Below are 24,025 nucleotides of genomic sequence, written 5' to 3' on the forward strand. Positions count from 1 at the left end.
GTGACCCGGCCGCTCCGCCTGCTGGCGCTCCTCGCCTCGCTCGTGCTCGCGGCGGCCCTCGGCGGCTGCGCCGGCGCCGGGTCGGGACAGACGACGATCGCGCTGCTGCTCCCCGAGGCCAAGACGGCGCGCTACGAGTCCGTCGACCGTCCTGCGTTCGAGGAGCGGCTCGGCGAGCTCGGGTCGTACCGCGTGCTCTACTCGAACGCCGACCAGGACCCGTCCAAGCAGCAGGCGCAGGCGGAGGCGGCCCTCGCGTCCGGCGTGCGGGTGCTCGTGCTCGACCCCGTCGACGCGCAGGCGGCCGTCAGCATCGTCACGGCCGCGAACGCGCAGGGCGTTCCCGTGATCGCCTACGACCGGCTTCCCTCGGGAGGCGAGCTCGCCTACTACGTCTCCTTCGACAACGAGCGGATCGGCGAGCTGCAGGGCGAGGCCTTCGCGGAGGCGGTCGGCTCCACGCCGGGCGACAGCGGCGTGCTCATGGTGAACGGGTCGCCGACCGATCCGAACGCCCGGGAGTTCGAGCGCGGGGCGGAGCGCGCCATCGAGGACGCGGGGCTGCGGGTGCTCGCCGCGTACGACACCCCGGACTGGAGCCCGGACCAGGCCCAGAACTGGGTGGCCGGGCAGATCACGCGGTTCGGCTCGCGGATCGTCGGCGTCTACGCGGCCAACGACGGGACGGCGGGCGGCGCGATCGCCGCTTTCAAGGCCGCGAACGTCTCCCCCATGCCGGTCGTGTCGGGCCAGGACGCGGAGCTCGCCGGCATCCAGCGGATCGTGACCGGCGACCAGTACCTCACGATCTACAAGGCGATGCGCCAGCAGGCTCGCCTCGCGGCCGAGGCGGCCGTCGCGCTCGTCAAGGGCGAGCCGGTGCAGGCGGAGACGACCGTGCACGGCACACCGGCCACGATCCTGCCGGCCGTCGTGGTGACGCGCGACAGCATCCTCTCGACGGTCGTCGCGGACGGCGTGTACTCGGTCGACGACATCTGCACGCAGAGCTACGCGGCGGCGTGCGCGGAAGCGGGGCTCCGGTGAGCCGGGCGGAGGAGAATCGACGGGTGCCCGGTCCCGCCCTCTCCGTCGCGCGTCCCGACGAGCATCCGGACCGCATCCTCTCGCTGCGCGGCATCACCAAGAGGTTCGGGGCGGTGCGCGCCCTCACCGGCGTCGACCTCGACGTGCACGTGGGCGAGGTGGTGGCGATCGTCGGCGACAACGGCGCCGGCAAGTCGACCCTCGTGAAGATCCTCGCGGGCGTCCACCCGGCCGACGGCGGCTCGATCCGCTTCTTCGGACAGCTGACGCCGATCGACTCGCCGACCGACTCCCTCGACCTCGGCATCGCGACCGTGTTCCAGGACCTCGCGCTGTGCGACAGCCTCGACGTGGTCTCGAACCTGTGGCTCGGGCGCGAGCTCACCCGCGCGGGCGCGCTCGACGAGGTCGAGATGGAGAAGCGGTCGTGGGGGCTGCTGCGCGAGCTTCATGCCCGCATCACCGATGTGCGCGTGCCGGTCGCCTCGCTCTCCGGCGGGCAGCGGCAGACGGTCGCGATCGCGCGCTCGCTCATCGGCGATCCGCACGTGGTGATCCTCGACGAGCCGACGGCCGCCCTCGGGGTGTCGCAGACCGCCGAGGTGCTCAACCTCATCGAGCGGCTCCGCGACCGCGGGCTCGGCGTCATCCTCGTGAGCCACAACATCGCCGACGTCCTCGCGGTCGCCGACCGAGTCGTCGTGCTCCGCCTCGGCCGCAACAACGGTGAGTTCCGGGCGTCGGAGACCTCGAGCGACGCGCTCATCGCCGCCATCACCGGCGCGATGGACCACTCCCGTCGGGGCGGGGACGACCCGGAATGAGGCAGGGACCACGCCGCGTCGCGGAGCATCCCGACACCGCCGCGCGCACGCTGCCGGAGCTCGTGTCCTCCGGGGTCGTCCGCGCCCGCACCGGCGACCTCGGCGTCGCCCCCGTGCTGATCGGGCTCGCGATCCTCTGGACGGTCTTCACCGCGCTGAACCCGGTGTTCCTCAGCCCCACGAATCTCGTGAACCTGACGATGCAGTCGGCGGCGACCGGCGTCATCGCCATCGGCATCGTGCTGCTGCTGCTGATCGGGGAGATCGACCTCTCCGTCGGGTCGGTGAGCGGCCTCGCGGGCGCCATCCTCGCCGTCGGCAGCGTCCAGCTCGGGCTCCCGCTGCCGATCGTGCTGCTCGCGGCGCTCGCCTGCGGCCCGCTCATCGGACTCGTCTACGGCCTGCTCTACACGCGCTTCGGGGTGCCCGGCTTCGTGCTCACCCTGGCCGGACTGCTCGCCGCGCTCGGCGCGCAGCTGCAGGTGCTCGGCACCGCCGGGTCGATCACGATCCCGTTCGACTCGGCGATCGTGCAGTTCGGCCAGCAGCTGTTCGTGCCCGCCTGGCTGATGTACACGATCGACGCCGCGGTCGTGGCGCTCGTCGCCTGGCGCCTGGTCGCGGAGGCCCGGCGGCGGGCCGAGGCGGGGCTCGCGGCGCGCAGCACCGCGGCCATCGCGCTCCGGGTCGGCGCGCTCGCTCTGCTCCTCTTCGCCTGCAGCTGGTACCTGCACCAGGACGGCGGGCGGGGCGTCGGCGCCATGGTGCTGCTGTTCGTGATCCTCGTCGCCGGGACGCACCTGCTGCTCACCCGGACCCGGTTCGGGCGCGCCGTCTACGCGGTCGGCGGCAGCGTCGAGGGCGCCCGCCGCGCGGGCATCCGGGTCGCCCGCGTGCAGATCTCGCTGTTCGTGCTCTGCTCGACGTTCGCGGCGATCGGGGGCATCCTCGCCGCCGCGCGGCTCGCCGGGGCGAACCAGTCGAGCGGCGGCGGCGACATGTTCCTCAACGCCATCGCCGCGGCCGTCATCGGCGGCACGAGCCTCTTCGGCGGGCGTGGATCGGCGTTCTCCGCCCTGCTCGGCGTGCTCGTGCTCACCTCGATCTCGCTGGGGCTGACCCTGCTCTCGCTCGACAGCTCGGTGCGCTACATCGTCACGGGCGCGGTGCTCGTGCTCGCGGTCATCGTCGACTCGGTGTCGCGCCGCTCCCGGGCCGCCGCCGGCCGCGCCTGAGCGGCGATAGCGGCCGGCTGCGTAACAGATCCAGGAGATCTCGCCCCTGCCGCGCCGATCCATGCTGATCCGAGGCGGTGATCGCGGATCTCTCCTCGATTCGTTACGCGGGCGCTCCCGGAGCGGGCTAGGAGAGGCTGCCGATGATGCCGCTGATCACCAGGTAGACGCCGACCCCGCCGACGAACAGCCAGACCGCGATCCGGCCCATCGAGGGCGGCTTCGGCTTCTTCGGGTCGCGGAACGCGTCGTCGGGCAGGTAGCTCATCGCCGTCTCACTTCACGAGGGGGAACAGGATGGTCTCGCGGATGCCGAGGCCGGTGACCGCCATGAGGAGCCGGTCGATGCCCATGCCCATGCCGCCCGTCGGGGGCATGCCGTGCTCGAGCGCACGCAGGAAGTCCTCGTCCACCCGCATGGCCTCCGGGTCGCCGCCCGCGGCGAGGCGGGCCTGCTCGACGAACCGCTCGCGCTGGATGACGGGGTCGATGAGCTCCGAGTAGCCCGTCGCGAGCTCGAAGCCGCGCACGTAGAGGTCCCACTTCTCGACGACGCCCGTGCGGGAGCGGTGATCGCGCACGAGCGGGGAGGTGTCCACCGGGAAGTCCCGCACGAAGGTGGGGGCGGTGAGCCCCGGCTTCACGTGGTGCTCCCACAGCTCCTCCACCCACTTGCCGCGCAGCGGGTGGTCGATCTCGATCTCGACGTCGGCGGCGAGCCGCTCGAGGCGCTCGAGGGGCGTCTCCGGGGTGATCTCCTCGCCGACCGCCTCGCTCAGCGACTCGTACATGCCGATCCGGGCCCACTCGCCGCCGAGGTCGTACTCGGTGCCGTCCGCCCAGGTGACGACCGTCGAGCCGGCGACGGCGCGGGCGGCCTCCTGGACGAGCTCCTGGGTGAGGTCGGCGATGCCGTTGTAGTCGGAGTACGCCTGGTAGGCCTCGAGCATCGCGAACTCGGGCGAGTGCGTCGAGTCGGCGCCCTCGTTGCGGAAGTTGCGGTTGATCTCGAAGATCCGCTCGAGCCCGCCGACCGCGGCGCGCTTCAGGTAGAGCTCGGGGGCGATCCGCAGGTACAGCTCCGTGTCGAACGCATTGCTGTGGGTTGTGAACGGCCGTGCGGAGGCTCCGCCGTGCTGCACCTGCAGCATCGGGGTCTCGAGCTCGAGGAAGCCGTGGCGGGTGAAGGTGGAGCGCAGGGAGGCGACGACGGTCGCGCGGGCGCGGACCGTCTCGCGGGCGCGGTCGCGCACGATCAGGTCGAGGTAGCGCGAACGGACGCGCGTCTCCTCGCTCAGCTCGGCGTGCAGGTTGGGCAGCGGGCGCAGGGCCTTGGCCGCCATCGCCCAGTCGCGGACGAGGACGGACAGCTCGCCGCGGCGGGAGGCGATGACCTCGCCGGTGGCCTGGACGAGGTCGCCTAGGTCGACGAGCTCCTTCCAGCGGTCGAGCGACTCCTGCCCCACCTCGGCGAGGCTCAGCATCACCTGGATGCGATCGCCGTCGCCCGCCTGCAGCGCGGCGAAGACGAGCTTGCCGGTGATCCGCTGGTGCACGACGCGGCCGGCGAGGCTCACGGTCTCGCCCGTCTTCTCGTCGGGGGCGAGGTTCCCGTGCCGGGCGCGGACGGCGCCGATCGTGTCGGTCACCGGCACGCCCACCGGGTAGGCCTCACCGCCCTCGGCGAGCACGCGGTTCCGCTTCTCGAGGCGCACCGCCATCTGCTCGCTGACCTCGGCCTCGGTGGGCTCGGACGGCAGGGGCTCCTCGGTCACGTGGTCCTCTTCTTCTCGGGGAACGGGCCCGACAACGCTACCGCGCCTCGACCTGAGGCTCCGGCGGGGCCGAGGCCCACCTGATTCGCCGAGCGCGCCCTGGAGCACCGAGTGCACCCCGTGCACAGGGTGCACTCGGTGTTCTGGGGCGCATTCGGCGGGACCAGCCCCGCAGCGATCAGCCGAGGACGACGGTGTCGTTGTCGATGAGGCGGGTGCCGCCGACGGTCGCGGCCACGAGCACGCGAGCGGGGCCGCGGTAGCCGTCGTCGACGGGCTGGAACGTGCCCGGATCGACGATCGCGAAGTAGTCGAGCGCGACGAGGGGCTCGCCCATGAGCGACGCCTGCGCGGCCGCGATCGTCGCGTCGACCCCGCGGTCGGCGGCCGAGGCGGCGGCCTCGAGCGCGCCGTGGAGGGCGCGGGCGGCGATGCGCGCCTCGGGCCCCAGCCGCCGGTTCCGGCTGGAGAGGGCGAGGCCGTCGGTGTCGCGCACCGTGTCGACCACCTCCACCGTCACCGGGAAGTCGAGGTCGCGCACCATCTGCTGCACGAGGAACACCTGCTGTGCGTCCTTGCGCCCGAACAGCACCGCATCCGGCCCGACGATGTGCAGGAGCTTCGCGACCACGGTGAGCACGCCCTCGAAGTGGCCGCGGCGGCTCGCGCCCTCCAGCTGGGAGGCGACGGGCCCGCCGGTGATGCGGACGACGGTCGGCCCGTTCGGGTACATGACCTGCTCGGTGGGGGCGAATACCAGGTCCGCGCCCGCCTCGGCGAGCAGGGCGACGTCCGACTCGAGCGTCCGCGGATAGGCGGCGAGGTCCTCGGCCTGCCCGAACTGAAGCGGGTTCACGAAGATCGACACCACGACGACGTCGGCGACCTCCCGTGCCCGCTGCACGAGCGCGAGGTGGCCGGCGTGCAGCGCGCCCATGGTCGGAACCAGGGCGACGCGGGCGTCGGCGACGCCTCGTGCGGCGGCGTCCGCGCGTGCGGTGCGCACGGCGTCGCGGATGGCGTCGATGTCCGACGCCACGACCGGGCCGGTCACTCGTCCTCCTGCAGCTCGTCGAAGCCGTCGGGGGGAAGATCGGCCAGGTCGATGCTATCCGGGGTCGCACGCGACAGCGCGTCCTCGACGGTGGAGCGGGCGAGCGGGCCCAGCACGCGGCCGGGCGCCTCGACGCCCACCCCGGCGAGGATCCGCGTCGCCTGGTCGATGACGGCGCTCGAGAAGGTGGACACCGTCTCGATCGCCTCGGCGTACGCGGCGCGGTCCTGCTCCGCGATGAGCACCGGCTCCCCGCCCATCTCGACCACGAGCGCCTGGCCGATCGGCTGCACGGGGGTCGGCGCGGTCACCGCGAACCAGGTCTCGGCGAGACGCGTGAGGTCGAGGCTCGTCCCCGTGAACGACATCGCGGGGTGGATGGCGAGCGGGATGGCGCCCGCCCGCGTCGCGGGGGCGAGCACGTCGGTGCCGTACCGCGCGGCCGTGTGCACGACGAGCTGGCCCGCCTGCCACCCGCCGGTGGCGGCAAGCCCCTCGACGAGCTTGGGCAGCTCGTCGGCGGGGACGGCGAGGAGCACGAGCTCGCTGCGCTCGATCACCTGCGGCACGGGCAGGATCGGCACGGCCGGCAGCATCGCCTCCGCACGCTCCCGGCTGGCGGTGGAGATCGCGGATATGCCGGTCAGGGCATGTCCCGCTCCGGCGAGCGCGGCCCCGAGCACCGGCCCCACCCGGCCGGCACCGATGATGCCCACACCGAGGCGCCCGGACCGTCGCGTGCTCACGGGGCGCTCCCGGACGCGTTCCAGCGGTGGGTCGTGTCGGCAGCGCCGGAGGTGACCGCGGCCACGGCGAGGTCGGCGAAGAGGGTGACCGCGACGTCCGCGTCCGCCACCTCGAGCCGCGGGGCGATCGGCCCCGCGACGGTGTGCGCGTGCACCCCGGCGAGGCGCAGGCGGCGCCGCAGCGGTCCCTGCACGAGGGCGACGCTCTGCAGGCGCGCCTGCGGCACGAGGACGACCGTGCGCCACACGATCCCCGAGCGCAGCACGAGGGCCGAGCTGGTGAGGGTGAACCCGGTGCGCCGCCAGGAGAACGGGCGCAGCCAGCGCGCCCGGGGCGGCGCGTTCACGAACCCGTCGTCGCCGCCACGGCCGGTGAGGCTCGTGTCGAGCAGCCCCTCTTCGCCGTGGAGGTCGGGCAGCAGGAGCGCGAGCACGCGCGCGACGTCGTCCTGGGTGCCGACCGGCATCAGCCGGGTGGCGGCCACGTTGCCCGAGCTCGCGCTCGGCACGCCGGAGCTCGCGAGGTTCGTCGTGATGTGCCACCACCCGGCCGGGCGCCAGAGCAGCGGCTGCCGGATGGCGACGGAGTGGATGCGACCCGGCGGGATGGTCTGGCTGCTCGTCGAGAGCAGGCCGTAGCCGACGCGCACGCCGTTCGGAGTGCCGGCGATGCTGTAGCGCAGCGTGCGGGTGAAGCGGTTCACGATGACGCCGCCCATGCCGATGAGGGCGGGGAAGACGCCGAGGATCGCGTACCAGTTGCCGGAGATCGCCACCCAGGGGATCCCCACCGCGAGGACCAGCACGAAGATGACCGTCGTCTCGCTGAGCAGGAGCGAGCCGATGATCCGGCCCGGCGGGATGTGCACCACCGACTCGGCTGGGGCCTCCGACGGGTCCAGCTCGGGCGCGAGCAGCTCGTCGACCCGCTGCTCGAGCAGGCCGCTGCGCACGCGGGCGACCGCGGGAGCGCCGCCCCGCTTGGCGCCGGACGCGAGAGTGAGCACATCGCGGCGCAGCACGTCGGCCTGGGCCGACCCGAGGTAGGCGAGCCGCACGTTCGCGTCCTGCCCCGCGACCGAGATCTCGAGCCGGGCCGCGCCCACCAGCCGGGCCAGGAACGGCCGCTGCAGGTTGATGCCCTGGATCCGGTCGAGCCGGGCCTGCCGCTGCGTGCGGAAGAGGATGCCGGAGCGCACCTCGACGACCTCGTCGGTCACCCGGAACTGGTGGAAGCGCCAGGACAGGTAGAAGCCGACGATGCCGATGAGGACGAACGCGATGGCCCCGCCCAGGACGGGCAGGAGCAGGTTCCGGTCGATCAGCAGGTCGACCGGGTCCTCCTCCTGGAACCCGACCGCCAGCTCGACGAGTCGGTCGCGGAAATTGGCGACGAGCACGCCGAGGATCGCGAGGAATGCGACGCCGCCGCGGAGGAACGGGGTGGCCGGGTGCAGCCGGTGCCACTCGCCGTCGGCGAGGGCGTCGGCCGGGTCGGGCACGCCGTCCGGCGCAGCGACCGGGAGGGCGTCGTCGGGAGCGGCGGGGAGCGGCTCGGTCACAGCCCCACCCGGCGGGTCTCGGCGAGCCCGACCAGCCGGTCGCGCAGTGCCTCCGCCTCCTGCTCCGGCAGGCCGGGGATGGTGACGTTGGTGGCGGCGGCGGCCGTGACGAACTTGAGCTCGGAGAGGCCGAGGGCGCGCGAGACCGGTCCCCTGTTGATGTCGATGAGCTGCATGCGCCCGTAGGGGATCGCGACGAAGCGCTGGTAGAGCAGGCCGCGGCGGAACAGCAGGTCGTCGTCCCGCAGCTGGTAGCCGTAGGAGCGGACCCGGCCGGGGGCGATGGCGGCCGAGATCAGGCCGATGACCGCGGCCACGGCGAACGCGGCGGACAGGAAGCCGATGCCGAGCACGAACGCGGCGATGGCGACGATCGCGGCGATCACCGCCATGCTCGCGCTGCCCGCGAGCTCGACCCCGACCTGCTTCGGCGAGACGCGCCTCCAGTCGCCGGGAACCGGTTCGAGCCGCTCTGCCATGGGCCTATTCTCCCTGCAGATCGAGCGCCGCCGTGCGCTCCGCGTCGTCCTCGGGCGGGATGCGGCACCAGTGCTCGACGAGCAGGCCGCAGACGACGAGGACGATGGCCGCCACGAGGGTGACGAGGGTGGCGACGAGCGAGGCCGGCGGGGGCAGCACCGGGCGGCTCAGCAGGTAGAGGGCGATGCCAAGGGCGGCCCCGCCGAGCAGAGCGCCCACGAGCGTCGACGCCTTCGCGAGCAGCAGGACGCGCAGCGCGCGGAACGGGTCGATGCGGCGCTTGGACGTGCCGCGCACGGCCTGACGGATGGGCCAGCCCGCGAGCACGACGATGAGCCCGATCGCGAGGAGCGTGACCGGAAGCGAATACGGCGGCACGATGGCCGCCCGCCCGCCGGCGGCGAGCCCGACCTGGAGCAGCCAGCCGACGACGGCGCCCGCGATCGCCAGCCCTGCGGGCAGCGCGATGCCGGTGCGCCTCACGCGGATCCCTCCCGGGCGGCGAGCAGCGCGTCCACGCGGCCGGCTCCGGGCAGCACCGCGTCGGGGTCGGCCTGGAGCCACGGCCGCAGCACGAAGTCGCGCTCGGCGGCGCGGGGGTGCGGCAGCTGCAGGTCCGGGGTGTCGATGCGCCGGTCCCCGTACGCGATGAGGTCGAGGTCGAGCGTCCGGTCACCCCAGCGCTCCGCCCGCACCCGTCCGTGGGCGCGCTCGATGGCGAGCAGGGCCTCGAGCAGCGGCTCGGGCCCGAGGTCGCTCCGTCCGAGGACGACCTGGTTGAGGTAGCCGGGCTTGTCCGGGTCCTCGCCCTCGAGTGTCAGCGCGACCGTCTCGAGGACGGGCGACTCGGCGGTCACGGTCAGGCCCGGCAGCGCGCGAAGGGCGCGGACGGCGGACGCGAGGGTCGCGGCGCGGTCGCCGAGGTTGCTGCCGAGCGCGAGGACCACCGGCTCGGGGGCCGTCCGCTCGATCGTCACGCTCACGTCCCCGAACGCTACCGTGATGGGCGCCTGCGGCTTGTGAACCGTGACCCGCACTTCGCGAACCCGGTCGTGCCGCAGCACCGCGTCGGCGATGCGCGCAGCGAGGGTCTCGATGAGATCCACCGGCTCTCCACCGACGACCGCGGCGATCTCCTCCGCGAGCTCTCCGTAGTGCACGGTGTCGGCCACGTCGTCCGACGCGGCCGCGGAGCGGAGGTCGACGGCGAGGTCGAGATCGATCAGGAAGTCCTGCCCCTGCTCGCGCTCGAACGGGAGAACGCCGTGGCGTCCGAACACCCGCAGCCCGCGCAGGCTGATGCGGTCGCCGGTCACGCGGACGCCTCCCGCCAGGCTTCGACGACCTCGAGCGCGGTCACGGTGGCCGCGACGTCGTGCACGCGGAGCGCGGCGACGCCGTCGAGGGCGAGCAGCGCACTCACGACCGCCGTGGGCAGGTCGCGGGCCTCGGCGTCCGAGCCGGCCAGCGACGGAAGCGCGCCGAGGAAGCGCTTGCGGGAGACGCCGACGTAGAGCGGCAGCCCGAGCTCGCGGAGCACCCGCAGGTTCGCGAGGACTCGCCAGTTGTGGCCGCCGTCCTTCGCGAAGCCGACGCCGGGGTCGAGGAGCAGCCGCTCCCGCCGAACGCCCTCCGCGGTGAGGCTCGCGACCCGGTCGGCGAGCTCGTCCCGCACCTCCGCGACCACGTCGCCGTAGACGGCGCGGGACGCCATGTCGGCGCTGTGCCCGCGCCAGTGCATGAGCACGAACGGCACATCCGCCTCCGCGACGACGGAGGCCATGCCCGGGTCGGCGAGGCCGCCGGACACGTCGTTCACCATGCCCGCTCCGGCATGCACGGCGGCTTGCGCGGTAGCGGCGCTCATCGTGTCGATGCTGACGCGGATCCCGCGCTCCGCGAGGGCGGCCACAACGGGCACGACCCGACGCTGCTCCTCGTCGGGCGGCACCCGATCCGCACCGGGCCGCGTCGACTCGCCGCCGACGTCGATCCAGTCGGCGCCCTGCTCGACCAGGCGGAGCGCGTGCGCGACGGCGGCGTCCGGCTCACGGAACAGCCCGCCGTCGCTGAACGAGTCGGGCGTGACGTTGATGATGCCGACGAGGAGGGGCCGGTCAGCCATCCGACCTCCCAGCCGAGACGAGGGCGAGTGCCTCCTGGCGGCGCACCGGGTCGGTGAACGCGCCGCGAGCCGCCACGGTGACGGCGGTCGCCCCGGCGGTGCGCGAGCCGCGCGCCCAGAGGCAGGAGTGGGCGGCGGAGAGGACGACGAGCACGCCGCGCGCGCCGAGGCCCTCCTCCACCGCGGTGGCGAGCTGCTCGGTCAGCCGCTCCTGCACCTGCAGCCGGGAGGCGACGGCGTCGACGGCGCGGGCGATGCGGCCGAGGCCGGCGACGCGATCCCCGGGCAGGTAGGCGACGCTCGCGCTGCCGGCGAAGGGCAACAGGTGGTGCTCGCAGACGGAGCGGAACGGGATGTCGCGGAGCGCGACCGTCTCCGTGGGCGCGACGTCGAGCACGACGGCGCCGTCGGCGAGGATCGCCGACGGGTCCACGCCGGTCCCCGCCAGCATCTCCGAGAACGACTCGGCGACGCGGGCGGGGGTCTCGGCGAGCTCGGGCCGCGACGGGTCCTCGCCCAGGGCGAGGAGGAGGCTCTCGACGGCGGCCCGCGCGCGGGCCTCGTCGAACGGCACTACGCCGTGGCGGGGCGCGGCTTGATCTTCGGCGCCCGCGCCCGCTTCGGGCCGCTCGGCTCGGAGTCGACGCCGCCGTCGACGGCGCCGGCGTCGATCGGCGCCTTCGGACGGGGGATCTCCACAGCGGGGAGGTCCTGCACGGGCCGCTTGTCGCTCGAGAGCCACTGCGGGCGCTCCGGCAGCTTCTGCACGTCCCGGAAGATGTCCACGAGCTGGTTCTGGTCGAGCGTCTCCTGCTCGAGCAGGGCCAGCGCGAGCCGATCGAGCACCTCGCGGTTGGTGACCAGCACCTGGTACGCCTCGTCGTGCGCGTTCTCGATGAGCGTGCGCACCTCGGTGTCCACCTTCTCGGCGAGCTCGTCCGAGTAGTCGCGCTGGTGGCCCATGTCGCGGCCGAGGAACATCTCGCCGGAGGACTGCCCGAGCTTGACCGCACCGATCAGGGCGCTCATGCCGAACTCGGTGACCATCTTCCGAGCGGTGCCGGTGGCCTTCTCGATGTCGTTGGAGGCGCCGCTCGTCGGGTCGTGGAACACGATCTCCTCGGCGACGCGGCCGCCCATCGCGTAGGCGAGCTGGTCGAGCAGCTCGTTGCGGGTGACCGAGTACCGGTCCTCGAGGGGCAGCACCATCGTGTAGCCGAGGGCGCGACCGCGCGGCAGGATCGTGATCTTCGTGACCGGGTCGGTGTGGTTCATCGCCGCCGCGACGAGGGCGTGACCGCCCTCGTGGTAGGCGGTGATCAGCTTCTCCTGGTCCTTCATCACGCGGCTGCGGCGCTGCGGGCCCGCGATGACGCGGTCCACCGCCTCGTCGAGGGCCCGGTTGTCGATGAGCTGGGCGCCCGAGCGGGCGGTCAGCAGCGCGGCCTCGTTGAGGACGTTGGCGAGGTCGGCGCCCGTGAAGCCCGGCGTCTTGCGGGCGAGCACCTCGAGGTCGACGCCCTGCGCCATCGGCTTGCCCTTGGCGTGCACCTCGAGGATGCGCTCGCGGCCCTTCAGGTCGGGGGCGTCGACGCCGATCTGGCGGTCGAAGCGGCCGGGGCGCAGCAGGGCGGGGTCGAGGATGTCGGGGCGGTTCGTCGCCGCGATGAGGATGACGTTCGTCTTGACGTCGAAGCCGTCCATCTCGACGAGCAGCTGGTTGAGCGTCTGCTCGCGCTCGTCGTGGCCGCCGCCGAGGCCCGCACCGCGGTGCCGGCCGACCGCGTCGATCTCGTCGACGAAGATGATCGCCGGTGCGTTGTTCTTCGCCTGCTCGAACAGGTCGCGGACGCGGCTCGCGCCGACGCCGACGAACATCTCGACGAAGTCGGAGCCGGAGATCGAGTAGAACGGCACGCCCGCCTCACCCGCGACCGCGCGGGCGAGCAGCGTCTTGCCGGTGCCGGGAGGGCCGTAGAGCAGGACGCCCTTCGGGATGCGCGCGCCGACCGCCTGGAACTTGGCCGGCTCCTTGAGGAAGTCCTTGATCTCCTGGAGCTCCTCGATGGCCTCCTCGGCGCCCGCCACGTCCTTGAACGTGACCTTCGGGCTCTCCTTGGAGACGAGCTTCGCGCGGGACTTGCCGAACTGCATGACGCGGTTGCCGCCGCCCTGCATGCCGGAGAGCATCAGCCAGATGAAGAGGCCGATGAGGAGGACGGGGAGCAGGAAGCTGAGGGCGGACCACAGCCAGCTCGGCTGGGGCACCTCGTCGTCGTAGCCCTGCGACGGGTTCGACGCGTCCACCGCGGCGATGATGTCCTCACCGCGCGGAGTGACGTAGTAGAACTGCACCTGCTTGCCGAGGTCCGGGTCCTCCTTCTGCAGCGTGACGTCGACCCGGTTGTCGCCGTCGATGATCTTGACGGCCTGGATGTTGTCACCCTGCAGCAGCTCGAGACCCTGCTGGGTCGTCACCTGCCGGAAGCCCGAGCCGGTGAGCAGGCTGGAGCCCACCCACACGACGATGACCGCGATCACGATGTAGAGGATCGGGCCCCGGAAGATGCGCTTGAAGTCCATGATGCGTAAAGGGTACAGGCCGGTTTCTGGGCTTCATCCGGTTGTTTTCCGTAGGCGAACCATGAAAGCCGGCCGCCTACCGCCCCTATTCGGAGGGCGTCGAGTAGACGTGCGGTGCGAGCACGCCGACGCCGCGCAGATTGCGGTAGCGCTCCGCGTAGTCGAGGCCGTAGCCGACGACGAAGTCGTTGGGGATGTCGAAGCCCACGTAGCGGGGGTCGACGCGCATCTTCATGGCCTCCGGCTTGCGCAGCAGCGCGCACACCTCGACGCGTGCTGCGCCGCGCGAGCGGAGGTTCTCGAGCAGCCAGGACAGGGTCAGCCCGGAGTCGATGATGTCCTCGACGATGAGCACCTGCCGGCCCTGCAGGTCGCTGTCGAGGTCCTTCAGGATCCGGACGACACCCGACGACTTGGTGCCGGCTCCGTAGGAGCTGACGGCCATCCAGTCCATCTCGACCGGCAGCTTCAGCTCGCGGGCGAGGTCGGCCATCACCATGACGGCGCCCTTCAGCACGCCCACGAGCAGCAGGTCCTGACCGGCGTAGTCCCGCTCGATCTCCCGGCACATCTCCGCGATGCGGTCGCCTATCTGCTCCTCGGTGAGGAGCAGCGAGACCAGGTCGTTCTCGACGTCGGCGGGGATCATCGGTCGGGCTTCCTCCTCGTTTCCGGGTCGGCGGCGGCGAAGTGGATCCGTCCCTCCCGACGCTCAACTGTAATCCCGGGCAGATCGACGATCCCCTGGCCGTGCCAGTCGGTGACGAGGCGCGCGACCGCGAGCGTTTGCGCGCGGGACGGCGTGACGGCGAACTCGCCCTCGACGGCGAGGCGGATCACCCGCTGCCGCAGGGCGGCCGGGTTCGACGCGAGCGCGGCGACCGGCAGGGCGATGCCCGCCTCCGAGTGCTCCGCGATCTCCTCGACCCACTCCTCCGCGAGCGCGTCGAGCGCGGCGGCGTCCTCCCGCAGCTGGTTCGCGGTGCGGGCGAGGGCATCCGCCACGCCGGGGCCGAGCTCCCGCTCGAGCACGGGCAGCACGCGGCGGCGCACCCGGACGCGCGCGTACCGCTCGTCCTCGTTGTGCGGGTCCTGCCACGGGTCGAGGCCGAGGTCGGCGCAGCTCGCGACTGTCGCGGCCCGCGGGAGCTCGAGGAGCGGCCGCAGCCACGGTGGGCTGTCGGGACGCATGCCGGCGAGGGAATCCGGTCCGCTGCCCCGGGCGAGGCCGAGGAGCACCGTCTCCGCCTGATCATCGCGGGTGTGCCCGAGCAGCACGCGGACGGCGCCCGTCCTTCCCACGGCGTCGCGGAGGGCGGCGTAGCGCGCGGCGCGGGCTGCGGCCTCGGGCCCTCCGTCCGCGCCGACGGTGACCCGCACGACCTCGACGGGGTCGAGTCCCAGCGCCGCCGCGGCGCTTCGGGCGCGCTCGGCCATCTCGGCGGAGCCCTCCTGGAGCCCGTGGTCGACGATGACCGCACCGGCGCGGAAACCCGCGCGCGGCGCCTCGAAGGCGGTGGCCGCGGCGAGGGCGAGCGAGTCGGCGCCCCCGCTGAGGGCGACGAGCACGAGGCGGTCCTCCCCGGCGCCGAGCGGCGCGAGCGCGATGCGCACCGCCCGCCGGACGTCGGCGATCGCCGGGGTCAGACGGGGCCGGGAGGGCATCCACTAACGTTATTGCGTTCCGCGGGAGACGCTTTCGCCCCGCCCACTGACCCTCAGGAGAACGCCGCCCATGGCCGAGTACGACGTCGTCATCGAGATCCCCAAGGGGAGCCGCAACAAGTACGAGGTCGATCACGAGACGGGCCGGGTGTACCTCGACCGCGTCCTGTTCACGAGCTTCGTCTACCCGGTCGACTACGGCTTCTTCGAGGGCACCCTCGGCGGCGACGGCGACCCCCTGGACGCCCTCGTGCTGCTCGAGTACCCCGTCTTCCCCGGTGTCGGCGTCAAGGTGCGTCCCGTCGGCGTGCTCCGGATGAGCGACGAGGCCGGCATGGACGAGAAGATCCTCGCGGTCCCCTACAAGGACCCGCGCTGGAGCCACATCCAGGACCTCGCCGACGTGCCGGAGCAGACCCGCAACGAGCTCGAGCACTTCTTCGCCCGCTACAAGGACCTCGAGCCCGGCAAGTGGGTCAAGGTCGAGGGCTGGGACGGCCGCGAGGCCGCCGAGCAGCTCGTCGTCGAGGCGGTCGAGCGCCTCAAGGAGACCGGCGGGCACGTCCCCGGCAACTGATCCTCGGGGCGAGAGCCCCGCGCCTCTCCGCAACCGGAGGTGCTATCCGCAACGCTGTGCCGTTGCGAACAGTGCTTCCGGTTGCGTCGTTCCGGGTCCGATCCTGCGCGGGTCGCGTCAGGCGGTGGGGCGAGCGACCCAGCCGACGAGGCTGCCGTCGTCCCAGATGCTGCGCTCCCGGACGTTCTTGCCCGCAGACGGGGCCTCGATCATCATGCCGCCGCCGGTGTAGATGGCGACGTGGTACATGTCGTATCCGGACGTCCAGAACAGCAGGTCGCCGGGCTGCTTCTGCGAGAAGGGCACCAGCTGGCCGCGCGCCTTCGCGGTGTTGTACTGGTTCGTCGCCGAATGCGTGCCGATGCTGACCCCGGCCGCGCGATAGGCCATCAGGGTGAGGCCCGAGCAGTCCCAGCGGTCGGGGCCCGCCCCGTTCAGCTGGTAGGGCTCGCCGATCTGCGACCGGGCGTAGGAGATGGCGGTGGCGACGGCGCTCGGCGACGGGTTTCCGACGGGAGCCGGTGCGGGCGGAGCCGGAGCCGGAGCAGGTGCGGGCGCCGCGGGCGCGGGGGCAGCAGGAGCAGACGCCGCCGGAGCGGGTGCGGCCGGCGCGGGCGCTGTGCCGCCGCCGCTCGTGCCGCCGCCGGTGTTCGACCCGCCGTTCGTGCCGCCGGATCCGCCACCCCTGGGCGCGCTCGGCGCCGGCGCGGACGCGGACACCTGGCTCTGCCGCTCCTCGGCGAGGCTGCGCCGGTAGGCGGCCTCCGCCTCGGCGGTCGTGTCCTTGAGGGTCGCGAGCTGGGCGAGCAGCTCGCCCTGCCGGGCCTCCTGCTCGGCGAGGGCCGCCTGAGCCCCACTTGCGGCGCTGTTCGCCGCGGTGAGCGCCTTCTCGGCGTCCGTCGCGACCCGCTGCAGCTCGGCCTTCGCGCTCTCGGCCTGCTCGCGCAGGGACGTGGCGAGGTTCCGGTCGGCGAGGGCGGCCGCGTAGATGGTCGCCGACTGCTCGGACAGCTTGCCCATGGCGCTCAGCTGGTAGAGCAGGCCGTCCGAGTCGCCGTCGAGCGAGAGGGTGAGCCCCAGGTCGGCGCCGACGGAGCGCGACAGGTGCGCCGCGAGCAGGCCTGCCCGCATCTTGGAGACCTTCGCGCGCTCCTCGGCATCGGCGGCGCTCCCGGCCAGCTCCTCGGCGCGCGTCGTGGCGACGGAGAGGGCGTCCTGGGCGATGCGGTACTGCTCGTCCGCGATGGCCTGCTGCCGGGACGCGTCGGCGGCGGCCGTCTCGAGCCCCGTGAGGAGCGCGTCGAGGGCGTCGATCTCGGCCTGCTTGGTGGCCTCGTTCCCCTTCGCGTCCTGGATCTCATCCCAGGTCGGGTAGTCGGGGCTCGCCTGCGCCGACACGGCACCGACGGATGCGGTGACCGCGCCGATCGCGACCGCCGACAGGGCGACCTCGGGCCGGAGACGCCGGCGCCGCAGGAAGCGGCGCTCAGCCAAGTGCGGCGCCGCGGTCGCGCATGAACGGCTGGGCGTCGATCGCGCTGCCGTTGATCCGCACCTCGAAGTGCAGGTGGCAGCCGGTGGAGGCGCCCGTGGAGCCGACGGCGGCGATGACCTCGCCCGCGTCGACGCGCTGCCCGGAGCGGACGTAGGTGGCGCCGTCGCGGATGTGCGCGTAGCCGGTCGTCACCCCGTCGCCGTGGCTGATCTCGACCCAGTTGCCGTAGGTGCCGAGCGGGCCGGCGTACTTCACGGTCCCGCTGGTGGCGGCGTAGATGTTGGAGCCGCAGCTCGCGGCGATGTCCGTGCCGCGGTGGATGAGGTTGGCGCCGGCCGGCTGTCCGGGGCGGTAGCCGTAGGTTCCGCTGATCCAGCCGTAGGCGGGCTTCGCCCAGCCCTGTGAGCTCAGCTGGCCGCCGTCGCGGGGGCCCCCTGCGTTCGCGGCCGCCGCCGCGCGTGCGGCTGCCGCCGCGGCCTCCGCCGCCTTGCGCTTCGCCTCGACGCCCGCCTCGTACTCGGCGGTGGTCTTGGCGGTGACGTCCTGCAGGGCGGCGAGCTGCTGCTCGAGCACGATGTTGAGCTCCTGCTGGTCGGCGAGCTCCTGCTGGGCCGCCTCGCTCGCGGCGATCGCCTCCTGCAGCTTCTGCTCGGCCTCGACGCGGAGCTTCTCGCGCTCGTCTCGGGCGACGGCCGCCTGGTCGGTGAGGGACTGCGCCGTGTTCTGAGCGGCGAGCGCGTTCGCGTAGACGCCGTCGTTGATCTGGGCGAGCTTGCTGGCCGAACCGAGGCGGGCGAGCAGCTCGTCGGCGCCACCGCCGTCCTCGAGGAACATGCCGGCGGTCAGCTCGGCGCTGCCGCCGGAGCGGTAGAGCTGGGCGGCGAGGAGGCCGGCGCGGGCGTTGGCGGCCTCGGCGTCGGCCTTGCTCTGCTCGGCCTGGGTCTGGAGGTTGTTGGCCCGGAAGTCGGCCGCGTCGAACGCGTTCTGCGCGACCTGGTACTCGGCGCCCCGCTCCTCGGCTATGGCCTGGGTCTGCTCGACCCGGGCCTGGGCGGCGGCGATGAGCCCCTGGATGCGGGCGATCTCGGCCTGCTTGGCCTGCTCGTTCTCGCGGGCGGCGAGCACGTCGCTCCAGGAGGGATACTCGACGGCCCAGGCGGGCGACGCGATCCCGAGCACGACGGCGGCGACGAGGACAGCGACAGCCGCCACGAAGCGGCGCAGGAAGGCAGGAATGCGCACGCCGATCACCCCCCGCCTTCCATCAAACCTCGAACCAGCACTTGAAGGTAACCCCCGTTCGCGGGGTGCCGCCACTCGACCCCCGGCGTGCCGCCCGTCCCGCCGGCGCCCTCGCCGCGGGAGAAGCGATCTCGCCGCGGGCGTTGTTTCCCTGGCCGGGAGGCTGTTTCGCCCGCGGCGACGACAGTGAGGGCGGCTCGTGTTGGAGGAGTGTCCGGAGTGCCGTATGCTTGTCGACCGTTGAGTTCTCAACTGGGATTCGGCCCCATCGTCTAGTGGCCTAGGACGGCGCCCTTTCACGGCGCTAACACGGGTTCGAATCCCGTTGGGGTCACGAGGCCCTAGACTGGAACTCAACAAGCAAGGCCCTGTAGCGCAGTTGGTTAGCGTGCCGCCCTGTCACGGCGGAGGTCGCGGGTTCAAGTCCCGTCAGGGTCGCGAGTAGCGGCGAGAGCCGCTCCACCCGGATGCGATCCGGTACGGCTCTGTAGCTCAGTTGGTAGAGCGCACGACTGAAAATCGTGAGGTCACGGGATCGACGCCCGTCGGAGCCACAATCAAATTCCCAGGTGGGAGCCCGAATCTGCGGGTGACTCACCCCCTCCCAGTTGACTGTCCGACTGCGAGAAGAAGTTCGACAACAGCGGGCCACCTCGACGCGCCGCCTCTCGGCGAGTGTCGGCATACATCTGCGTCACAAGCAGCGTGGAGTGCCCCAACAGTGCCTGGACGTCGGGAGCAGGCAGTCCCGCACGGAAGAAGAAGACCGCGGCGGTGTGCCTGAGGTCGTGCCAGTGCAGCGGCGGCTCGCCGGGTGCAAAGGTCTTCACCTGATCGCGCCACTGGTGCCAATTCAGCGCGCGGCTGAGGTTCTTCGAGTTGATGAACCCGCCGCGCGGGCCGGCGAACAAGTAGTCGTGCTGCCCTTTGCCTTCTGCCGCCTCGCGGAGGATCGGCTCGAGCTGGGTGATCACAGGTACAACCCTGAGTCGCCGCCCCTTGGTCGGCCCGACGCGACCATTCGTGACGGTGCGTGCGACCAGCAGGGTGCGCCCCTCCCAATCCACGTCAGACAGTCGCAGGCCGGCAATCTCGCCTAAACGGCACCCGGTGTACGGCATTGCGAGCACGAATCGGCGATACGGCCCCGACGCGGGCAGAAGCGCGCGCAGGCGATCGAATTCCTCGAGGCTCAGCGCCCGCCCGGCCACGTCCGCGGCCTGCTCGCGGCGGCGCTCCACGCCATGACACGGGTTCGACGCGATGTAGCCCCCTTTGACGGCCACCGCACAGAGGGACGAGAGCACGCTCAGAGCGTCCCCACGCGTCGATTCGCCCCCCGTCCACGAGGCAAACGCCACTTCCACGTCGAGAGTCGTCAGCGACCCAACAGGCAGGTGCGCGAGCGACGGCGCCACACGCTTGCCCCAGGCGTACCGATAACCGCGCTGTGTCGAGTCCGCGAGCTTCCGGAGGACCACGCCGTTATAGCGCTCCCAAAGGACGCTGAGCGGCGTCGACGGATCGGGAACAGGGAGGGTCATGTTCCGACCCTACACTGCTTGTTCCTTTTCGGATGTCTCTGTATGCGTTCGCTATCGCCGTACTACTGTCGCCGATCCTCACTACCCTGGCGACATGAGCGGCAACAACGACGAGGCGACGGACAGTGAGGGCGCGGCGGATCGTCTGCTCGCCGACGTGGGAATCCACGACATCGGGCAACGACTCATCGACCTGGGCGAGCAGCTGGTTGCAATCGGGCGGCACACCGACAGCGCGAAGCTCCGCGAACACATCTCCACCGCCGACGAAGTCGGGGTCGACGCCGTCTGGGACGAGGTTGACCGAGAGATGACGACTGCTATCCGCCGGACGCTGAGTGGACTGGGCGCCTTCCGAAAGGAGTACGCCAACTGGGAGCGGCTGACCGTTGAGTACGCGCTCTCTCGCAGGAACTTCACCCAGCGCGACGTGGCACAGCTACTCGGTGTTGGATTGACCACGGTGAATCGGTGGGCTCAGCACCCGCTCACCCACGACCAGGACTGACCCTCTCCCGAAATTTCCCCTACAGGATCAAGAGAGCGTCGCGTTGAGCGCCACAAACAGTGCCTCGAAGTTGTCCAGAGTCGCCGCGCTGAACTTGCCGGTCACCTTGTCGCGGTTCCGCAGCAGGTAGTCGGCCGGCTTGCCATGGTCTGTGAAGTCCGCACCCTTGAGCCGCCCAATCCGCGCGACGATCCTGTCCGTGCCGTTCAGCGCCGATACCTTCACCGAGTCCCCGAACGCTCCGTTGTAGAGCACCAGGTAGTCGCCGGGGGTGAACAGATCTTCAATATCTGACCCGGAAACGCTCGTGAACTGGTCAGTCAGCAACACCCGCTTGTTCGCCAGGTAACCCCTCGCCGCGAGATCAGAAACCTTGGCCACACTCGACTTCGTGCTGCCGTCCACAAGCACCGTTACATCGAGCGCACGCCCGATGAGAGCTACGAAGGTTGGGATGTTGGAAGCGCCCCCCACAGGCAAGACCCGCCAGCGTTCGTCCAAGGACGGCCTACCCGCATCGCGAAGGACATCGCTAAGCACCTGGATGTACGTGTAGTCACTGGTGCCCTCGACTAGTAGGTTGTCTGGCCCGACGAAGAGGTTCTGCGCGATGTCGTAACCGAGTGCCGCCTGTAGCGGAAACAGCGAGTCCGACCCGACGGTGAGAGCCTCCTCGGAGACCACGGAACCAAGCTTGGACCCCTTGTCCTCGACAATCCGGACGCGTTGCAACTGGGCCGAGTCAACCATGAAGGGCGAATGCGTCGAGTAGACGACCTGCGCTGTCTTCGCGAGTTCGTCCTCGATGTAGCGCAAGTAGTCCGCCTGCGCTCGACCATGCAACGTGAGGGCAGGCTCGTCTAGCAGCACCACCACTCCATGCTCGTAGCCCTCAAACTCGCTGAACGCGGCGAGGAAACTGAAAAACCACCTGAAACCGCTCGAGCGCTGCGAGAAGTTGTTAGTGAAGCCATGCCGCGCATCTCGCACGCGAATGTCCAGGAACCGCACGACCGCGACTTGCCCATGCGGATGCGTCTTCGTCTCCTTATCCGCCTGGATCTGGATGCTCAGGTCCGCGTTCTGCTGCCAGTACTGGAAGACCCGCTCGGTGAGTTCATTGCTCACGGCTTCCAGCTCGGCAGTTCGTTCCTCAAAGTCCTCGTCGGTCAGCGAACTGGCGTCGGTGTAGGCGAGCTTCAGGAGCGCGCGGGCGGTTTGGAGGTCCGACTGCCCGGGCTCCTCGTTGCCCGCAAGCTCGGTCACGTTGATCCGCCCCGGGAGGGTCTGGTAGTCGGCGAAGTAGAACATCTTCGGAAGACGCGAGACAAGCAAGGCTGCCACGGCGCCCTCGGTGTTTTTCCCACCAGTCCGCGCCGTCACCGCTGTGGAGAGCTCAGTTCGGTCCGTCTCAGTCCAGCCGGCTTCCTCGTCGGGAGCCGGCAGCGACTTCAACGCCCCCGCAACATTGCCTAGTAGCTTCTGAGTCTCGGTGAGCTGCTCCAGGAGCGCATTCGGCGTTCCGACCTCCTCGACGACATTGTTGAACGCCGCAGCAGCGTCGACGTCCACGGAGTACTTTGCAGGCAGGTTGTAGTACCGCTCGACGACAAGCGTCGTCCCGGTCAAGACGTTCGAGCCAAACGCGGTTTCTACGGCCGCCCTGTCGTCGTCCTCGATCATGAACTCGGCACGTACGACCGGGTCCGCGTCGATCACGCCTCCTCGACGGTCAGTGACAAGTCGCCAACGTGGATAGTGCTGGCTCTCATTGAAATCCGCCTCATGGACCGGATTCACCCGATAGAGCGCCTCGAGGATCGCGCTCTTGCCGCTCTCGTTCTTACCCACCAGAGCCGAAATCGCCGGGTCGAAATTGATCGAACCCGAGTCGAGAACATTCTTGAACTTTCGCACGCGGGCGACAAAGAGACGCATCCGCCCATTCTGGCAGTACCGCGGGGCGCGACCATCAAGCAGCGGGCGGGACACACGTGGCCGGGCGCCCCACCGAAGCCGCCAGCATCGCCCCTCCGCTCCGGGCGTCAACCCTGCTGCGCATCCGTCGGACTGCGGGGTTGACGCCCTCCGCTCACGGAGCGGTGCCTCTGGCTATCGGTGGGATGCCCTCGTTAGCGGCGCAGCTGTCGTCATACGTCGAGCAGGCAGGCCCCGCACAGCTCACGGCCGGCGGGGCTGGCCTCCAGGTGTTCCCGGAAGGCGACGTTTCCGCACACGTCGCAGGTGCGGTAGCCCATCAACTCGCACGTCCCACAATCAGCAGCAGCCATAATCGATCACCCCCTCCCCTGACTCAGGGCAGCACCGCAGAACGGGCCACATCGATCCGTCGCAACACGTCCGACCGGGCAGCATCAGCCCCGTCCTGACGCTCAGGCGCCGTCGCGGGCTCCGCCGCTCCCGCGGCTGCCGCCCGCGCCGCCACCCAAGCCGCACGGGACTCCCGCTGAGACCGCCGGGTCATCCCGGTGAACGACCACCCCGACCGATGGCGAGTGCGCCGCGACGCGCTCACTACGTGCGAGCGGGATCCGTAGCGGTCGTGTACCCGGCTCGCACACTCATCCGGGTCGCAGTCGCGAGAGCAGCGGATCGCCCGCGCCGCCTGACCGAGGCGAGTCAAGTGCTCCCAGGCGAAATTGCTCCCTCGACCGGACATAGCCGCCAACGCGGTGTCCTTCATCACGTAGTTCAGCGCCTTCGACAGGTACCAAATCGTCTTCGCACCGTCGCCGTCCGCGCGGAACCGCTTTGCGTCCGCTTGGGGACCCCAGCCGACGCACGCACCGTCGACCGGCGATACCGCCTGCACCGTGCGAGCGACCTCGCGAAGCACCGCTGCCTCGGGCGCGCCCCCGCGGTCGATCCGGACGAGCGCGTGCAGGTGCAGGACGCCGCGGTCCTGCCACTCCCGGACCAGGAACAGCTCGACCGATGGCCACCAGTCGCGGAAGCGGCGGCGAGTGCGATCCCACAGGACGCCCGCGTCCCGATTCCACGCCACCTGCCCGGCGTAGTCGTACGAATCCATGTCGAGCGGGACGCCGCGCAGCCCCGCATCACGGACGTCGTGCGTCGCCCCGCATCCGCACCGCTTCAGTCGTGCACCGGGTGACCGCGGCACCCGGTGCACGCGCCCGAAGGATGGCGCAGTGAGCGTAAGCAGGTAGAAGCGATACCGCGACACGTCCGCGTCGAAGACGCCCGAGCGCGCGATCGCTGCCCAGTCACCGCGATAGAGCTCCGCGCACGAGGGGCAGAGCGAGCGCACCCGCGACTGACACCGGACGAAGACACCCGACTTGAGTTTGTGCGGGCGAACACACCCGATAGGTACCGATTCGGCGGGCTCCATAAGGAAGCCGCAGAGTCCGCAGCTCGCCTAAAAATCGTGAGGTCACGGGATCGACGCCCGTCGGAGCCACCACGAGAGAAGACCCCTGGGAGACCAGGGGTCTTCGTCGTTCCGGGTGGCTTCCGCGGGCCGTGCGGACACTCGCGGGTGGTAGACCGTCGCGAGTTGTCCGCAGCACCCGCGCGCT

The 24,025-nt window shown here is 71.3% G+C and carries 23 protein-coding genes and 4 tRNA genes; 9 read left to right on the forward strand and 18 right to left on the reverse strand.

Going from position 1 to position 24,025, the window contains the following annotated elements:
* Genes J3P36_RS10135 through J3P36_RS10145 form a run of 3 tightly spaced genes read left to right on the forward strand, consistent with a single transcriptional unit; the run spans position 1 to position 3,106 of the window.
* Entirely contained in the window at positions 1–1,047 is a 1,047-nt protein-coding gene (locus J3P36_RS10135; protein WP_307807035.1) for a substrate-binding domain-containing protein, read from the forward strand.
* Between the two features lie 23 nt (positions 1,048–1,070).
* Positions 1,071–1,871, forward strand: a complete 801-nt coding sequence (locus tag J3P36_RS10140) for an ATP-binding cassette domain-containing protein (RefSeq protein WP_210507677.1) — start codon at positions 1,071–1,073, stop codon at positions 1,869–1,871.
* Positions 1,868–3,106 carry a sugar ABC transporter permease gene (locus J3P36_RS10145; RefSeq protein WP_210507679.1) on the forward strand — a complete coding sequence of 413 codons (1,239 nt, stop codon included), beginning with the start codon at positions 1,868–1,870 and terminating at the stop codon, positions 3,104–3,106. Before J3P36_RS10140 ends, J3P36_RS10145 begins: the two co-directional genes overlap by 4 nt.
* Positions 3,107–3,233: 127 nt before the next feature.
* Here J3P36_RS10145 and J3P36_RS10150 read toward each other — a convergent pair whose 3' ends face one another.
* From J3P36_RS10150 to tilS, 13 genes are all read right to left on the reverse strand, one after another.
* Positions 3,234–3,374: a hypothetical protein gene (locus J3P36_RS10150; protein WP_210507681.1), complete on the reverse strand. Its 141-nt coding sequence runs from the start codon at positions 3,372–3,374 to the stop codon at positions 3,234–3,236.
* Between the two features lie 7 nt (positions 3,375–3,381).
* Entirely contained in the window at positions 3,382–4,827 is a 1,446-nt protein-coding gene (gene lysS / locus J3P36_RS10155; RefSeq protein WP_210507902.1) for a lysine--tRNA ligase, read from the reverse strand.
* Between the two features lie 232 nt (positions 4,828–5,059).
* Positions 5,060–5,935 (reverse strand): pantoate--beta-alanine ligase, encoded by an 876-nt coding sequence (panC, locus tag J3P36_RS10160; RefSeq protein ID WP_210507683.1) that lies wholly within the window; start codon positions 5,933–5,935, stop codon positions 5,060–5,062.
* The gene (locus J3P36_RS10165; RefSeq protein ID WP_307807036.1) at positions 5,932–6,681 is read right to left on the reverse strand and encodes a DUF2520 domain-containing protein; all 750 of its coding nucleotides are present in this window, start codon (positions 6,679–6,681) and stop codon (positions 5,932–5,934) included. The genes panC and J3P36_RS10165 overlap by 4 nt, the downstream gene beginning before the upstream one ends.
* Positions 6,678–8,243, reverse strand: a complete 1,566-nt coding sequence (locus tag J3P36_RS10170) for a PH domain-containing protein (protein ID WP_210507685.1) — start codon at positions 8,241–8,243, stop codon at positions 6,678–6,680. Before J3P36_RS10170 ends, J3P36_RS10165 begins: the two co-directional genes overlap by 4 nt.
* Positions 8,240–8,722, reverse strand: coding sequence for a PH domain-containing protein (locus tag J3P36_RS10175; protein ID WP_210507687.1), 483 nt, complete (start codon positions 8,720–8,722; stop codon positions 8,240–8,242). The genes J3P36_RS10170 and J3P36_RS10175 overlap by 4 nt, the downstream gene beginning before the upstream one ends.
* Before the next feature lie 4 nt (positions 8,723–8,726).
* Positions 8,727–9,206, reverse strand: coding sequence for a DUF3180 domain-containing protein (locus J3P36_RS10180; RefSeq protein WP_210507689.1), 480 nt, complete (start codon positions 9,204–9,206; stop codon positions 8,727–8,729).
* The gene (folB, locus tag J3P36_RS10185; protein ID WP_210507691.1) at positions 9,203–10,039 is read right to left on the reverse strand and encodes a dihydroneopterin aldolase; all 837 of its coding nucleotides are present in this window, start codon (positions 10,037–10,039) and stop codon (positions 9,203–9,205) included. The genes J3P36_RS10180 and folB overlap by 4 nt, the downstream gene beginning before the upstream one ends.
* Entirely contained in the window at positions 10,036–10,848 is an 813-nt protein-coding gene (gene folP / locus J3P36_RS10190) for a dihydropteroate synthase (protein ID WP_210507693.1), read from the reverse strand. The genes folB and folP overlap by 4 nt, the downstream gene beginning before the upstream one ends.
* Positions 10,841–11,422: a GTP cyclohydrolase I gene (gene folE, locus J3P36_RS10195; RefSeq protein ID WP_210507695.1), complete on the reverse strand. Its 582-nt coding sequence runs from the start codon at positions 11,420–11,422 to the stop codon at positions 10,841–10,843. Before folE ends, folP begins: the two co-directional genes overlap by 8 nt.
* Positions 11,422–13,431: an ATP-dependent zinc metalloprotease FtsH gene (gene ftsH / locus J3P36_RS10200; RefSeq protein WP_210507697.1), complete on the reverse strand. Its 2,010-nt coding sequence runs from the start codon at positions 13,429–13,431 to the stop codon at positions 11,422–11,424. Before ftsH ends, folE begins: the two co-directional genes overlap by 1 nt.
* A gap of 85 nt (positions 13,432–13,516) precedes the next feature.
* The gene (hpt, locus tag J3P36_RS10205) at positions 13,517–14,080 is read right to left on the reverse strand and encodes a hypoxanthine phosphoribosyltransferase (RefSeq protein ID WP_210507699.1); all 564 of its coding nucleotides are present in this window, start codon (positions 14,078–14,080) and stop codon (positions 13,517–13,519) included.
* The gene (gene tilS, locus J3P36_RS10210) at positions 14,077–15,096 is read right to left on the reverse strand and encodes a tRNA lysidine(34) synthetase TilS (protein ID WP_210507701.1); all 1,020 of its coding nucleotides are present in this window, start codon (positions 15,094–15,096) and stop codon (positions 14,077–14,079) included. The genes hpt and tilS overlap by 4 nt, the downstream gene beginning before the upstream one ends.
* 70 nt (positions 15,097–15,166) lie before the next feature.
* On the opposite strand from tilS, the gene ppa reads away from it, so the two are divergent.
* Positions 15,167–15,673: an inorganic diphosphatase gene (gene ppa, locus J3P36_RS10215; RefSeq protein WP_210507703.1), complete on the forward strand. Its 507-nt coding sequence runs from the start codon at positions 15,167–15,169 to the stop codon at positions 15,671–15,673.
* A gap of 117 nt (positions 15,674–15,790) precedes the next feature.
* Here ppa and J3P36_RS10220 read toward each other — a convergent pair whose 3' ends face one another.
* Both J3P36_RS10220 and J3P36_RS10225 read right to left on the reverse strand, forming a co-directional pair.
* Positions 15,791–17,167 carry an NlpC/P60 family protein gene (locus tag J3P36_RS10220; RefSeq protein WP_246854482.1) on the reverse strand — a complete coding sequence of 459 codons (1,377 nt, stop codon included), beginning with the start codon at positions 17,165–17,167 and terminating at the stop codon, positions 15,791–15,793.
* Complete coding sequence (locus J3P36_RS10225; RefSeq protein ID WP_307807037.1) at positions 17,160–18,410, reverse strand: peptidoglycan DD-metalloendopeptidase family protein; 1,251 nt, start codon at positions 18,408–18,410, stop codon at positions 17,160–17,162. The genes J3P36_RS10220 and J3P36_RS10225 overlap by 8 nt, the downstream gene beginning before the upstream one ends.
* Positions 18,411–18,671: 261 nt before the next feature.
* Between J3P36_RS10225 and J3P36_RS10230 the strand changes: the two genes are divergently transcribed.
* The 3 genes from J3P36_RS10230 to J3P36_RS10240 all read left to right on the forward strand — a co-directional run bounded on the left by J3P36_RS10230 (position 18,672) and on the right by J3P36_RS10240 (position 18,964).
* Positions 18,672–18,744: transfer RNA gene (locus J3P36_RS10230), tRNA-Glu, on the forward strand.
* A 30-nt stretch (positions 18,745–18,774) separates the two neighbouring features.
* Positions 18,775–18,848 (forward strand) — tRNA-Asp (locus tag J3P36_RS10235).
* Between the two features lie 43 nt (positions 18,849–18,891).
* Positions 18,892–18,964: transfer RNA gene (locus J3P36_RS10240), tRNA-Phe, on the forward strand.
* Between the two features lie 3 nt (positions 18,965–18,967).
* Here the strand turns inward: J3P36_RS10240 and J3P36_RS10245 are convergent.
* A complete protein-coding gene (locus J3P36_RS10245; RefSeq protein WP_210507708.1) occupies positions 18,968–19,954 on the reverse strand; it encodes a site-specific integrase in 987 nt (328 codons plus the stop codon).
* 94 nt (positions 19,955–20,048) lie between these two features.
* On the opposite strand from J3P36_RS10245, the gene J3P36_RS10250 reads away from it, so the two are divergent.
* The gene (locus J3P36_RS10250) at positions 20,049–20,462 is read left to right on the forward strand and encodes a hypothetical protein (protein WP_210507710.1); all 414 of its coding nucleotides are present in this window, start codon (positions 20,049–20,051) and stop codon (positions 20,460–20,462) included.
* Between the two features lie 27 nt (positions 20,463–20,489).
* Here the strand turns inward: J3P36_RS10250 and J3P36_RS10255 are convergent, their stop codons facing one another.
* On the reverse strand, positions 20,490–22,400 hold the full coding sequence (locus tag J3P36_RS10255; protein WP_210507712.1) for an AAA family ATPase: 1,911 nt from the start codon (positions 22,398–22,400) through the stop codon (positions 20,490–20,492).
* A 376-nt stretch (positions 22,401–22,776) separates the two neighbouring features.
* Complete coding sequence (locus J3P36_RS10260; RefSeq protein WP_210507714.1) at positions 22,777–23,838, reverse strand: replication initiator; 1,062 nt, start codon at positions 23,836–23,838, stop codon at positions 22,777–22,779.
* Between J3P36_RS10260 and J3P36_RS10265 the strand changes: the two genes are divergently transcribed.
* Positions 23,831–23,910 (forward strand) — tRNA-Ser (locus tag J3P36_RS10265). The genes J3P36_RS10260 and J3P36_RS10265 overlap by 8 nt on opposite strands.
* Positions 23,911–24,025 lie beyond the last annotated feature (115 nt).

The organism is Naasia sp. SYSU D00057 (assembly GCF_017916505.1).
GTDB lineage: Bacteria > Actinomycetota > Actinomycetes > Actinomycetales > Microbacteriaceae > Naasia.

Excerpts from the sequence above, each read along its gene's own strand:
- folP (WP_210507693.1), bottom strand. The coding sequence starts at position 10,848 with ATGGCTGACCGGCCCCTCCTCGTCGGCATCATCAACGTCACGCCCGAC.
- J3P36_RS10245 (WP_210507708.1), bottom strand. The coding sequence starts at position 19,954 with ATGACCCTCCCTGTTCCCGATCCGTCGACGCCGCTCAGCGTCCTTTGG.
- J3P36_RS10255 (WP_210507712.1), bottom strand. The coding sequence starts at position 22,400 with ATGCGTCTCTTTGTCGCCCGCGTGCGAAAGTTCAAGAATGTTCTCGAC.
- lysS (WP_210507902.1), bottom strand. The coding sequence starts at position 4,827 with ATGGCGGTGCGCCTCGAGAAGCGGAACCGCGTGCTCGCCGAGGGCGGT.
- ftsH (WP_210507697.1), bottom strand. The coding sequence starts at position 13,431 with ATGGACTTCAAGCGCATCTTCCGGGGCCCGATCCTCTACATCGTGATC.
- hpt (WP_210507699.1), bottom strand. The coding sequence starts at position 14,080 with ATGATCCCCGCCGACGTCGAGAACGACCTGGTCTCGCTGCTCCTCACC.
- ppa (WP_210507703.1), top strand. The coding sequence starts at position 15,167 with ATGGCCGAGTACGACGTCGTCATCGAGATCCCCAAGGGGAGCCGCAAC.
- J3P36_RS10250 (WP_210507710.1), top strand. The coding sequence starts at position 20,049 with ATGAGCGGCAACAACGACGAGGCGACGGACAGTGAGGGCGCGGCGGAT.
- J3P36_RS10175 (WP_210507687.1), bottom strand. The coding sequence starts at position 8,722 with ATGGCAGAGCGGCTCGAACCGGTTCCCGGCGACTGGAGGCGCGTCTCG.
- J3P36_RS10145 (WP_210507679.1), top strand. The coding sequence starts at position 1,868 with ATGAGGCAGGGACCACGCCGCGTCGCGGAGCATCCCGACACCGCCGCG.
- J3P36_RS10150 (WP_210507681.1), bottom strand. The coding sequence starts at position 3,374 with ATGAGCTACCTGCCCGACGACGCGTTCCGCGACCCGAAGAAGCCGAAG.
- tilS (WP_210507701.1), bottom strand. The coding sequence starts at position 15,096 with ATGCCCTCCCGGCCCCGTCTGACCCCGGCGATCGCCGACGTCCGGCGG.
- J3P36_RS10260 (WP_210507714.1), bottom strand. The coding sequence starts at position 23,838 with ATGGAGCCCGCCGAATCGGTACCTATCGGGTGTGTTCGCCCGCACAAA.